Source organism: Niastella koreensis GR20-10, from assembly GCF_000246855.1.
Classification (GTDB): Bacteria; Bacteroidota; Bacteroidia; order Chitinophagales; family Chitinophagaceae; genus Niastella; species Niastella koreensis.
Window position 1 is genome coordinate 5,138,500 of record NC_016609.1, and the last position, 13,120, is coordinate 5,151,619.

Annotated in this window: 8 protein-coding genes; 4 read left to right on the forward strand and 4 right to left on the reverse strand. The window is 47.1% G+C overall.

What is annotated here, in order from left to right; genetic code table 11:
• Nucleotides 1–32: 32 nt before the first annotated feature.
• The 4 genes from NIAKO_RS20090 (at nt 33) to NIAKO_RS20105 (ending at nt 7,798) form a co-directional block, all read left to right on the forward strand.
• Nucleotides 33–3,467: a SusC/RagA family TonB-linked outer membrane protein gene (locus tag NIAKO_RS20090; protein ID WP_014220281.1), complete on the forward strand. Its 3,435-nt coding sequence runs from the start codon at nt 33–35 to the stop codon at nt 3,465–3,467.
• A 165-nt stretch (nt 3,468–3,632) separates the two neighbouring features.
• Nucleotides 3,633–5,093 (forward strand): RagB/SusD family nutrient uptake outer membrane protein, encoded by a 1,461-nt coding sequence (locus NIAKO_RS20095; protein WP_014220282.1) that lies wholly within the window; start codon nt 3,633–3,635, stop codon nt 5,091–5,093.
• Nucleotides 5,094–5,095: 2 nt separating this feature from the next.
• A complete protein-coding gene (locus tag NIAKO_RS36995; protein ID WP_014220283.1) occupies nt 5,096–6,469 on the forward strand; it encodes a substrate import-associated zinc metallohydrolase lipoprotein in 1,374 nt (457 codons plus the stop codon).
• A 12-nt stretch (nt 6,470–6,481) separates the two neighbouring features.
• Nucleotides 6,482–7,798, forward strand: a complete 1,317-nt coding sequence (locus NIAKO_RS20105) for a DUF4302 domain-containing protein (RefSeq protein WP_014220284.1) — start codon at nt 6,482–6,484, stop codon at nt 7,796–7,798.
• Between the two features lie 174 nt (nt 7,799–7,972).
• Here NIAKO_RS20105 and NIAKO_RS20110 read toward each other — a convergent pair whose 3' ends face one another.
• The 4 genes from NIAKO_RS20110 to NIAKO_RS20125 form a co-directional block, all read right to left on the reverse strand.
• Entirely contained in the window at nt 7,973–8,818 is an 846-nt protein-coding gene (locus NIAKO_RS20110; RefSeq protein WP_014220285.1) for a CvfB family protein, read from the reverse strand.
• A 245-nt stretch (nt 8,819–9,063) separates the two neighbouring features.
• Complete coding sequence (locus NIAKO_RS20115) at nt 9,064–10,158, reverse strand: peptidase S41 (protein WP_014220286.1); 1,095 nt, start codon at nt 10,156–10,158, stop codon at nt 9,064–9,066.
• A 355-nt stretch (nt 10,159–10,513) separates the two neighbouring features.
• Nucleotides 10,514–11,647: a TlpA disulfide reductase family protein gene (locus tag NIAKO_RS20120; protein WP_014220287.1), complete on the reverse strand. Its 1,134-nt coding sequence runs from the start codon at nt 11,645–11,647 to the stop codon at nt 10,514–10,516.
• Between the two features lie 24 nt (nt 11,648–11,671).
• Complete coding sequence (locus NIAKO_RS20125) at nt 11,672–13,093, reverse strand: PKD-like family lipoprotein (protein ID WP_014220288.1); 1,422 nt, start codon at nt 13,091–13,093, stop codon at nt 11,672–11,674.
• Nucleotides 13,094–13,120: the final 27 nt, after the last annotated feature.

A 13,120-nucleotide genomic window follows, 5' to 3' on the forward strand; every position in this document is an offset into this window, starting at 1 on the left:
GTAAACCTTAAAAAACCTAACAAGCAAACAGTATGACTATTACTGCTTATGAGGGGCCCCGTTCCTGGTACGGGCGGCCCCCGGCGAAAGCATTGCTATGGATGACCACTATCTTTTTATTAACAGTCATTGCGACCCTGCCGGCCATGGCTTACGACAACATTTCAGTAAGCGGAGTAGTAAAAAGCGCTTCCGGCACTCCCCTTTCCGGTGTATCTGTAGTAATTAAAGGCGCCACCAACGGTACTACCACCAATAACGAAGGCCGGTTTGAACTGAAAGGTGTACCCGAAAAGGCCACCCTGGTATTTAGTATTATAGGTTACACATCGAAGCAGGTAACCCTGACCGCTGGTACCGCCGTGCTGAACATTGTGCTGCAGGCAACAGACAGCCGGTTGCAGGAAGTAGTGGTAACGGGTTATCAGAATGTAGATAGAAAACTGTTTACCGGCGCAGCCGCTAAAGTAAACGGTGCAGCAGCCGAACGCGATGGCATACCCGATGTAAGCCGGATGCTGGAAGGCCAGGTGGCCGGTGTATCTATCCAGAATGTTACCAACACATTTGGCGCAGCGCCCAAGATACACGTTCGCGGCGCCACGTCACTTTCGGGCGAGAACAAACCGCTTTGGGTAATAGATGGCATTATCCTCGAAGATGTGGTAAACATCAGCAACGAGGCGCTTAGCACGGGCGATGCCAGTACCCTCATCGGTTCTGCCGTGGCAGGCATTAACCCCGACGATATTGAATCTTTCACCATTTTGAAAGACGCTGCCGCCACCGCCATGTACGGGGCCCGCGCCATGAATGGCGTAATTGTCGTGAACACGAAAAGAGGTAAGAACACCAACGGAACGCCCCAGATCAATTACAGCGGCGGTTTTACCACCTACAGCAAGCCTTCCTACAATCAATTCGATATTATGAATTCGGCCGACCAGCTTTCGGTGCTGCTGGAACTGGAAAACAAAGGCTACTATAACCACAGCTCTATTTCGCGCGCAAAAGACGGTGGCATCTTTTATAAAATGTACAACGAGATGTACGATTACGATCCCAATACCGATTCTTATGCGCTTAAAAATACCCTGCAGGACAGGCTGAACTTCCTGGAACGGTATGCAAAGGCCAACACCGACTGGTTTGATGTGTTGTTTAAAAACTCCCTGTTGCAGGAACATTCCCTGAGTATGACCTCGGGTTCGCCTAATTCGCAAACGTACTTCTCTACCTCCCTGATGAAGGACAATGGCTGGACGCGTGGCGACAACGTAAGCCGCTATACTGCCAAGTTCCGCAATAACTTTAAACTGAACGACCGGTTCCGCGGTGAAGTAATGGTGAACGGTTCCGTGCGCGACCAACGTACACCAGGTACCCTTAACAGAGACCCTGACCCCGTACATGGCGCCAATACCCGGAGTTTCGATATTAACCCTTTCAACTATGCGCTGAACACCAGCCGGCTGATGACGCCTTACGATGCCGATGGCAACCGCGAATACTTTGTACGAAACTATGCGCCTTTCAATATTCTGAACGAACTGGAGACGAACTACCTTCAGTTGAAGGTGCTCGATCTGCAGGCGCAAATAGGACTTAAATACAAGATCATTCCACAACTGGAATATTCTATCGACGGGTCGTACCGCCTGGTTAACAATACCCGGCAGCACTATGTAAAAGAAGGCTCCAACATGGTGCAGGCTTTCCAGGCCAATTACGATGCTACCATTGCGGCCAACAATATCAACCTGTATAAAGATCCCGACAATCCCAACTCGCTGCCACAGGTAGTATTACCCGAAGGAGGGTTCTTCAATACCACGCTCGATAACCTGCGGAGTTTATATTTCCGCCAGAACCTGGAATACAACAACACCTTCCGTAATAAACACCTGGTGAACTTTTTTGGTTCCATGGAATTGCGCAGCATTGACCGCCAGAACTCCGATTACGAAGGCATCGGTTATCAATATGAGAATGGCGGGCTGGTAAATCCCAATTACCGCTTCTTCAAAAAAATGATCGAAGGTGGTGATCCTTACTTCTCCATGTCTACAGGCAACGACCGGTTTGCTGCCTTTATGGGCCGGGCCGCTTATTCCTTCGACAACAAATACAGCGTGAACGTAACCGGCCGCTACGATGGCAGCAACAAAATGGGGAAATCAACTACCGCCCGCTGGCTGCCTACCTGGAACGTCTCCGGCGCCTGGCACCTTGACCAGGAACATTTCTTTACCGGTAAACTCACCAACATTATTTCCGCCGCTACCCTGCGTGGCACCTATGGCATGACGGCCAGCATTGGCGATGCGCATAATGCAGCTGCCTTATACTATAACGGCGTTACCATTCGCCCGGAAGATACCGACAGGGAATCGGGCATTTACATCAACAGCCTCGAGAACCGGGAACTTACCTGGGAGAAAATGTATGAGCTGAACCTGGGAACCGATCTGTTGCTGTTCAACAAGATCGACCTTACCGTGGACTGGTACCGCCGCCGGTCATTTGATCTGATTGGCCCCATCAATACCTCGGGCATTGGCGGACAATATGTAAAAACCGCCAATTATGCCGACATGGCTGCTCATGGTTTTGAATTTACCATTGGGGGCAGTCCAATTAAAATGCCTAACAATGGCTTTAGCTGGCGCACGCAACTGAATGTAAGCATTAATAAAAACGAGATCACCAACCTGCGGGTGAACCCCAGCGTTTGGTCGAACGTACAACCGGAAGGTGGCATGCGGGTAGGACATGCCCAACGCGGACTGTATTCCGTTCCCTTTGCCGGCCTGAACCACGACTATGGTTACCCCCTGTTTATTGACCAGGATGGTAAAACAGGCGCCAGTTACATCCGTTTGCAGGATGAGGACAAGGACTATCTCGTTTATCATGGCCCGGTAGCCCCTACCCTTACCGGCGGGTTCTATAATAACTTCTCTTATAAAGGATTTTCAATATCTGCATTGGTTACCTATTCCGCAGGCAACTACGTACGGCCGCAATTGAATTTCGCCGCTTCCTATTCAGACATTTATACCCTTAGCAACCGGCTGAAAGACAGATGGCTGATGCCGGGTGATGAAACCCGCACCAACATTCCCTCTTTATTAGGGGTATATTATGTTAACAATGGTGTGGTGAACAATGATGGTACCGTGATAGACGGACAGTATCCTTACAATGCTTATAACTATAGCACACAAGCGGTGGCCAAAGGGGATTTTATCCGCCTGAAAAGAGTGTCGCTTGATTATGAGTTACCTGCCAAATGGCTGAAGCCGGCAAAGATCAGGAATGCGCATTTGTCGCTCGTGGGCAACAATATTGCGCTGCTGTATTCTGATAAGAATTTGTTTGGGGCAGATCCGGAGTTTATTAATAGTGGAGGAGTGGCGATGCCTTTGGTTAAACAATATACGTTGGTAGTGAAGTTAGGCTTTTGATTTTTTGAGTAGCGAGGCAGACGGCAAACGGCAGATGGCAGAGGGCAGAGATGCTCCTTCGCGGCAAAAGGAAATCCCGAATATCAAAATATAGGAATTAATTGCTAGGTCCCCCTCCACCGGAGTGGGTTGGGGGGAGGCCCCCGAAATATGAACTTAGAACCAATGAAGAAACAAATTATATATACATCTCTTTTACTAACCTTAGCCGGTTGTAAGAAGTATTTAAACGAAAACCCTGATAACCGGGCGGAAATAAATACCGTTGACCAGGTAGCGAAATTGTTGGTGACGGCTTATCCCGACAGGACGTATTTGTTTAATGAAACGGCTTCAGATAATTCGGAGGATAGAACGACTATTGCGTCAAAAGAACGGCAGCCATTTACGGATCTGTATTTCTGGCGCGATCCGGATGGTACGGGTGATTGCACGCCGGCGGAATACTGGCTCGCCTGTTACCGGGCTATTGCTTCGGCCAACCATGCGCTGGATGCTATTGACAAAAACAACTTTGGCGATAAGGCGCTTACCTATAAAGGCGAAGCGCTGCTTGCCCGCGCCTATGCGCATCATATGCTGGCGATGCATTTCGCAGCCCCTTATGTACCAGGCGGCCCCAATACCGGCATGGGTATCCCCTATGTTGATAAGCCTGAGACCGTAGTATTTCAACAATACGACCGGGGCACGGTGCAAAGCGTATATGACAGAATTGAACAGGACCTAACCGATGGACTGAAGCTGTTGAAACCAGGTTCGTGGGACGTACCTAAATTTCATTTCAACCCGCAGGCCGCCCATGCATTTGCCGCCCGCTTCTATTTGTTTAAAGGTGATTGGGATAAAGTGATAGAACAGGTAAGCGCTATACTACCCGACAATAACTTTTACGATAACCTGCACCAGTATGGTGGCAACCTGTGGTCGCTGAGCTCGGATGAAATTTTAGCCGAGAATACAAAATCTGAACGGCCCTTCAACCTGTTGCTGGCCAATACGCAGTCTATTTATCAACGTAAGGAAGGTGCCGGCGCTAACCGGTATGGTTACGGTGAGAAAGTAAAAAACGAAAGTACCGGCACTACGGTCTTTGGACTTCCCTTTCGCACCAATCTCCGCAATTTTGGCGAACCCAACTATACGCCGGGTAAATACCTGGAATATTTTTACTACACCAACGTGGCGCAGGGAACTGGTCTGCCGTATATCATGATGCCGCTGTTCACGGTGGATGAAGCCCTGATGAACCGGGCAGAAGCGCATATTCAAAAAGCCAATTATCCCCTGGCCATTGCCGATCTGAATGAGCTGGGCCGGGCCAGGATACATGACTATAATTCAGTTAACAATGGGCTCACCATTGCCAAAGCAAAAACCTTTACCGGCAAAACGGATGATAAACAGGCCATGCTGGCAGCCCTGCTCGACACCAAAAAACGGGCGTTTGTATTGGAAGGCATCCGCTGGATGGACATTCTGCGCAACAACCTACCGGTAAAACACAACCAGATCAACAACAGCGGTACTGAAACCTTTATTGAACTGCCGGCCGGTGACCCGCGAAGGGTGTTTCAATTACCCAGGGAAGTTACTACCTCAGACGTTCCCTTAAATCCCAGATAACAATGACACTAAAAAATATCTTATATACAGGTATGTACGGGCTGCTGCTCATGAACGCGGCCAGCTGCAGAAAATCTTCGGCACTGGATGTTGATATGTCGAAATACATAGTAGACAATCCTGCACAAACTGACCTGGACAGCTGGATCACCGATAACTTAACCAACCCGTATAACATTCAGCTGCAATACCGCTATGAGCGCGATCTGTTGGGTGATGTGGGGAAAGATGTATCGCCGGTTAAGCTGGATAAAGTACAGCCCACCGCCCAGGCCATCATCAACATCTTTTTGAAGACCTACGAAAAGGTAGCGGGTGTGGCATTTATAAAAACCTATACACCCAAACAATTTGTGTTGTTTGGTTCACCGGCTTACAACACCGATGGCACCCTTACCCTGGGTTCAGCCGATGGTGGCCGCCGCGTAATCCTGTACGATCTCAATAACCTCGACTTTAGCGATCCAGCACAGGTAAGCACCAAAATGTTTACCATCCACCACGAGTTCACGCATATTCTTAACCAAACGATCGCCATCCCCCCGGATTTTTTACAGGTAACAAAAAGCGATTATATGCTTGACTGGACAAACGGCACGAATACCGAAGCTGTTGCCAAAAGCCTGGGATTTGTATCCAGGTATGCGCGACAGGATGTGAACGAAGATTTTGCGGAGACCGTAGCCTCGCTGCTTATAAAAGGTCAGTTGTGGTTTGACAGCTATGCAAAGTCTGCCGGCGCCGATGGACAAACAAAACTGAAACAAAAGGAGGCCCTGGTGGTGGATTACTTCAGACAGTATTTCAATATCAACTTCCGCGAGTTGCAATATGAAGTAGGTAAAGTATTACGCGTTACCTATAACGACAAAACCAGGGGCTTTATGTATGCCTGGCAAAACAAACTGCTGGCCAATTCGCTGGTAGTTGATTTCAACCAACCATATTACGCCCAGTTTGGTCAGTCTGCTAAATTCACCACCATCTACAACCAGGTAAAAGCAGGGTTAGCAACTGTCGGTTATACACCAGTGTCTTTTAACGTGGTATTTGTATCGCCTACGGTGATCCAGATGCAACATACACTGGCCAACAGCGCCGGCGCCGCAGTGGCCTGGTACGACTATAACATAACCATCAACGCCAATGGCGAAATAACTTTTACCAAATTTGATAATGGCAGCACTGCCCCGCAGTACGTAGCCGGAAGGACCGCCTTGCCGGCATTTGTTCCGCTGAACAATTACCTGGCCACCAAACTGTTTAAAGCCGACTGGATGCCGGCTGCAGCAACAGACGGCGGCAGCTATTACCTGAAGTTTGCCGGGTTTTATGTGAGCAATGAGCCGGACAATTATTTCTATGGTAAATTCTAAATGAAACCAATCATGAAAAAACTATTATATCTACTTGCTGCCGTTTTGTTTACCACCAGCTGCAAAAAAGACGACACCAAAATTTTCGAGGAAACGCCGGAGGAGAGAATGTCGGCCCGGATAGATACGCTCAACAATGCATTAAACGGTGCACCAAACGGCTGGCACGCGTACCTCACCACCGGGGTAAAAGGCGGCTATGGATTCTATATGGATTTTAAACCATCACAGTCCATTACAATGGTAGCCGATCTTGACAGCGAATCTGCCACCAAACCCAGCACCTCTACCTATCGTATAAAATGGGTGATGAACGCCACCCTCATCTTCGATACCTACAATTACATCTCCAAACTGCAGGACCCCAACCCTGCCGTTTATGGCGGTATTGCCGGTTCGGGTTTACAAAGCGATGTGGAGTTTGAATACCAGCGCATCAATGGCGACAGCATTATTCTGCGCGGTTTCAAATATAAGAACGACCTGGTGCTGATAAAAGCAACGGTCGATCAAAAGAACCGCTACCTGAGCGCCGCCTACAAAGCCAACATCGACGCGCTTAATAATTATTTTAATGGGAAATCTTACAACTATGTTACCATTCCCGGGCTCAATAACAAGGTGCAGTTCCTGCTTGACAATGCCAATAAAATAATCACCTTACAGTATTCCGACAACAACGGCAATGTGGTAAAGGTGACCGGTAAATACAATTATGAAGACCAGGGCCTCAACATCATCGATGGCATAGTGGTAAATGGAGTTACGTTTGTAAGAGCAGCCATCGAGAACGGCGCGTTTGTTTTATATGCAGCAGATGGCACCCGGTACGTGTTGCAACAAAGCAGCGTACCCATTTTATTAATGCAAAACCTGTTTGCCTATAACGGGCTGTACAAGGAATTGTATATACCACCCAATCCGCCAACAGGGATTAACTCGGGGTTTAACGCCGTATACCTGGCCTGTCAAACCAAGTTTGCACAAATGAACCCGCCCCGTTCCATTGTTGATATCCGTTTTTTACTGGCCAGTTCCAATACCGTTCAGTTGATTACCCGCAACGGCCCGGCCAATACAGCGCCCTTCACCGCCATTGCCACCTATAATTTCACGTATGCCAATGGCATATTAACGCTGAGCAATCCCAGCTACGATGGCAACTGGACCCAACGGTCTAACGAGTATGCCGCCTTACAGAATTACTTTGCCACCGATGCTGTTTTTAAAGTAGATTATGTTGTTACCAACATTCCGAATTTGCCGTTGATTGGCGGATTGTATAAAGTTTCGGATAATACTTCGTTCTTCTACGGGGTGCTGAGATAAAAACCTCCCAGCTCCTCTCCGCCAGCTGGCGGAGAGGAGCTAATATCAATGCTTTTAGTATTGTTTTACAGGTTTTCATTACGATGCAGGGGTTTCAGATTGCAGGTTCCCTTTGCCGCGTTGAGGGTTTTCGCGTTCACTGTTACGCGTTAAGCCTTCAGCGGCCTTTGCCCTCTACTCTTCCACCAGCTTAATACCCGTTTGGGTAAAAATGATCTTTTTGCTTTTGTACAAATTGCCGGTGGTCATTTTGAAGGTCTTTTTGCTCATTCCGAAAAAGGAATAGATCTCTTCGGGGTCAGATTTATCGTGGTAAGGCAGGTACCCATCGTTCTCCTTCAGTAACCGCATTATTTTAGCTGCTTCGTCTTCTACCCGCTGGTAACCCATTTTGCCGGAGCCGACATCTATCAGGTTGTTTTCCCGGATGTTTTTGATATAGCCTTTTAATTTATCACCTACCTGTATTTCGTGAAAGATATCATTGTGGTGTAATACCCCCGTGTGGAGGTTGTTGATGATCACCACATAGCCGATATCGGTACGGCGATACACCACCAGGTCAACCGGGTCCTGCTCTTTTACCGTGAGGTTATCATTGCTTAAAAAACGTTCGATCTTTTCGGTGGCGGCTACGCGGCCGGTCATTTCATCGAGGTAAATTTTTACGAGGTAATGTCCGCCTACCCGCATGCCCATCAATTGTTGTGATTTGGCCACAAACAGGTCTTTCATCAGCCCCCAGTCCATAAAAGCACCCAGTTTGGTTACCGATACCACGGGCAGGTTTACTATATCGCCTACCACGCCCAGGGGTTTTTGGGTGGTGGCTATCAGCCGGTCTTCCGAATCGTGATAAACAAATACCTTCACTTCATCACCTACCTTCAACCCCGGCGGAATAAACCGCTTGGGCAGTAACACCACGTCTTTATCTTCTCCCAGGTACATACCGAAATCGAATGCCCGGGCGACTTTTAAGGTATTGAACTCTCCTACTTTGATGCTACTGGCTGCCATTTAGTGTATTTTCTGCAAAGAACGGAAAAAAAAGGCAGACGGCGGAGATGAAACGGCAGACGGCCCGCCTACGCTAAAGCTTCGGCAGACGAGGCAGTAGGCAGTGGTGGGAAAGGCCAAAGGGCAGAGATGCATCGTCGCGGCAACCGAGCGCATCTGACAGGCATGAACAGTTCAGACCTGTCAGGTGCAATTAAACCTAATACAATTTCAAGCTCAAGTGATGCACCTTACAGGTCTTGCTACTAAAATTTTATCAGCAATTCATTCAGCCAGGTGTTGGTACCCAGGTCGAGCGGAATATCAGGTTGGATGCCCACGTTATCAATACCCAGTCCTGCATCGATCCTTCTTGAGCGCGTGGTGGGATAATACAATTCAAAGTTTGGGTTGAAAAAATATTTCGCCACCACATTCGAGTAGTCAAGCACGCCTCTTGATGGTTTACCGGCCATCACCACTTTTTTACTTTGTTTGGCCTGTAACAGGAACTCTTCCGTTGTACTGGCACAACCTCCATTAATCACAATAGCCACTTTCGCCGGCATAGGCCATACTGTTGGCAGGGCACCCGTATAATCTGCCGCAAAATTTACCATGGTGCGCGCCTTTCCTCTTCCCTGATCGAGCAGTTGCATTAAATGATCGAGTTCATTTTTGGGAATAACAGCCCGGTACTTATTAATGACATTTTCCCAGGCAATGATATTCTCCGGCGTTACCAGCAGATCAACGCCAATGTTCTTTATTGGATTGGTATAAATGATGGGTTGCAAAAACGACATGGAATGATCGCCTCCACCCCCATTCCATTGCAGATCGATCACCAGCCTGGGCATAGACTGAATACTTTTGAGATTAGCCTGGATCACAGAATCTATTCCTTTTGCATAGTTTAGATTAAAGCTTTTAATGCGCAGATAACCGGTGGAGTCATTCAGCTTTTTATAAAAGGTGTTTACCTGCTGCTCTTCAGCAAATAAAGGGGTAAACGGTTTTGAGATGGGTACGCCCCTTATGGGTGCTGCCACTGATGTATCAATGGGGTATTTAATATAAACATGCTCGTCTTTAAAAAATTCCAGCCAGTGTTCAATAACATCAAAACAGCGGGCTTTTGTACGGACCCGTTTTGCCTGGGCATAGGCCTTGCTGGTATACGTATTGTAAGCGGCCCGGGTAGCAGGTGTTACTTTATCGGTAAACCCAACATAATTTCGCTCGAAATAACTTTTTACACTATCCAGTATTTTGACGCCATTCACCGGCTGACAAAAAGCAGTAAGACCGGTGTATAAAAACAAGAACGTGAAAACGGACAGGTTAATTATTGGTTTCATCTGGTAATGCTATTGCAGGTTGTTTGCAAATGTACAGGTTGCAAAAAAAACGCCCCGAAAAATTCGGGGCGCCCTTGAGCAGATTTTCAAGTCAGTGAAAAAAGTGAATGGTGGTTTCAAGCATTCATCCATTAATAATAAAAATCAGGCGGTCATGAATTGGACATCGGATGTTTACTCCCACTGACTGGCCACCATTCATTATCCTATATGGTTTTTCAATTTTAAGGCTTAAGGCTGAATGCTTAACGCTTGTTCCCGAATTTTCGAGGTCGCCTATTAATTCAGCAGGCTGCTTTGCGGGGATTTGCGTTCGGCGTTCACCATTCAGCGTTCGGCGTTCTGCATTCGGCGTTTAGCGTTTAGCGTTCTGCTCGCCAAAAAGCGATTCCAGCTTCTGGTTAAGCGTTTCACCGCGTAAACCGGTAGCCACTATTTTACCAGAGGGATCAACCAGGAAGCTGGCAGGTACGGCACGGATGCCATACAGTACAGCTACTTCATTGCTCCAGCCCTTGAGGTCAGAAACCTGGGTCCAGGGCAATGCATCATGTTCAACCGCTTTTAACCAGGGGTCTTTATCTTTATCGAGCGATACACTAAGGATATCGAATCCTTTGCTGTTGTACATTTTGTATTGTTTCAACAGGTTGGGATTTTCAGCCCGGCAGGGTCCGCACCAGCTGGCCCAGAATTCGATCAATACGTATTTGCCTTTGTAATCGGCCAGTTTAACCTGTTTGCCATCGGGTGTACTTTGGGTAAACTCCTGGGCAGGTTTTCCTTCTTCTACCTTGCTTAACAGATCGATGCGGGCAGCGATCTCTTTACCGATATTAGACTCCTTTATAGAAGGGTCCAGTTTATCGTACATTTTAATAGCAGCGGGCAGGGTGTTGGTGGCCGTATAAGCCAATAATTCTTTGGCGCCGATATAGCTTTTAGGATGTTCGCTCACATAGGCAACACGGGCTTTGAATTCCCAGTTATACTGGCTGTCGGCTTTTGCCTGCAGTATTTTTGCCGTTACACTGTCACCGGCCTGTTTGGTGTCATATGCCTTTTGAAACAACGCGATGGTCCTTTTGCGGTTGTCCATCAGTTTTTGACTAAATGCCTCAAACTCCTGCGTAGCGCCTTTGCCGGTTACTTTGGTATTGTACAGGCTGTCCTGGTCGGCTACTATGGCGATGGGGATGTTTTCAATAAACAGGTCGATCTTTACTTTAAAGGTCTTTGTAAAAATAAAACCGGGAACGGGCTCCTCTACATGTCCTTTAAAGGAGAAGCTGCCATTGATGGCTTTTACCGTATCGGTTTTGGAAGAACCCATAGTGCCATAGTTCAGGTACACTATGCTATCGGTCATATGCGCCACTTTAACGGTAATGGCAAATTGCGGTATTTTCTTTTGTGCTGCAGCAGGGCTGGCTATCAACAGCAGGGCGCCCGCTTTCAACAGTAATGGTCTCAGTAAGTTCTTGTTCATCTATTGTTTTTTATAATTAATTATTTAATCTCTTTCATCTACATCAATGGGCGAACCGGGAATGCCATCGATCTTTTTTATTAAGTTACCCAGGATGCCATTGGTGATATCATACCAGTATACACTTCCATCAACACCAACAACCAGTGTATTGTCATTATTGATCAATTTGAGCATGGTGATGGTTTTACCACCCAGGCTCAGGTTGAGTGGAAAGTATTGCTGGTTCGATGGTGTATAACTATAGATCTTATCGCCCGAAGTAAAGTAAATGATATCCCCATTCGTTGTAGTACCTGCCCATTTGGTGTTGGCTGTTATCAGGGATGGCTGTGGGAAGGGGCGATAGTATAAAGGTGTCATTTGAACAAATCCCATATACATCATCTGCATACCCAATTCATACAAAGTACCATCGGCAGCTTTGTTAATAGCATAACAGTTAACAGTGCTGGACAGGTTAAGGAACTGAAGATCGAGCGAAATATTCTTGGGGTCAAAAGCCGTAGTACTGGTTACCTGGTAGTTACTTCCCAAATAAGCAGGGCCGCCAAAGTTAGTAAACGCGGCAAATTGCTTGTGTTGGGTATCATAGCCCAGCATCAATGGTACATTACCCACTACGCGATCGTACAGGGTGTAGTCGCCATTGGCCGGTGCGCCAAAAAAGCCATAGGTATCCCCGTAATAATAAGTTTGCCAGGCGCCTTCATACAGCTTTCCATTGATAACACCCCGCAAAACGCCATTTTCGGTACCATCTACATGACCGACCCTGGCCGCTGCCGGCTGATCGAAAAAGTCAGAACGAAGCGTTTGATATTGTAATAAGGTATTAGTAGACAGGTGCACACCGCCGTCATCGGTACCTTTGCAAATGATCCAGTAGCCTAATGTTGGCACCGGTGAAACCTGTTGCTTTACCAGGTTTATTACCTGCGTTGGTTTACCTGGCAGATCAACGCCATGTAATGCTTTGTAAATATCCGGCATGATGGTTTTGTCGGGTTTTACAAAACAAAGCTGTGTTACATTATTTACCAGACTTAATACCACGGTGCCTGCAGTAAATTCGGTAGTACCTCTTACATTGAAGTCCCGGAAGTATTTCATCCCGTTCGAGCTATCGGTAATTGTCAGGCGTACCGGATAGATGTCGGGGTCAAGATTGAAGACATATTTAAACGTACTCCCGGTCAATGTGGTATCCCACAATTTTTTCGGGTTCCCGAGCCGCCAGGTATAAGAATAACGGGCTTTAGGATCGGTACTGGTAACTGTAGGTTTTACAACCAGGGTATCGCCAATAGCTATATTATATAAAGTATCAAGATTAGTAATAGTAGGCGCCACTACCGGGCTGTAATCGTAGTTACCTTTATCTTTATAACAGGCCAGCTGGAACAATGCAAGCACTGTAAGCATCACCAATAATAATCGCTTCATTGAATAATTTTTAAGCAGTTAATCCAA

Coding starts and splice junctions, on each gene's coding strand:
- NIAKO_RS20110 (WP_014220285.1), bottom strand. CDS start 8,818: ATGGCAGCCAGTAGCATCAAAGTAGGAGAGTTCAATACCTTAAAAGTC.
- NIAKO_RS20115 (WP_014220286.1), bottom strand. CDS start 10,158: ATGAAACCAATAATTAACCTGTCCGTTTTCACGTTCTTGTTTTTATAC.
- NIAKO_RS20095 (WP_014220282.1), top strand. CDS start 3,633: ATGAAGAAACAAATTATATATACATCTCTTTTACTAACCTTAGCCGGT.
- NIAKO_RS20105 (WP_014220284.1), top strand. CDS start 6,482: ATGAAAAAACTATTATATCTACTTGCTGCCGTTTTGTTTACCACCAGC.
- NIAKO_RS20120 (WP_014220287.1), bottom strand. CDS start 11,647: ATGAACAAGAACTTACTGAGACCATTACTGTTGAAAGCGGGCGCCCTG.
- NIAKO_RS36995 (WP_014220283.1), top strand. CDS start 5,096: ATGACACTAAAAAATATCTTATATACAGGTATGTACGGGCTGCTGCTC.
- NIAKO_RS20125 (WP_014220288.1), bottom strand. CDS start 13,093: ATGAAGCGATTATTATTGGTGATGCTTACAGTGCTTGCATTGTTCCAG.
- NIAKO_RS20090 (WP_014220281.1), top strand. CDS start 33: ATGACTATTACTGCTTATGAGGGGCCCCGTTCCTGGTACGGGCGGCCC.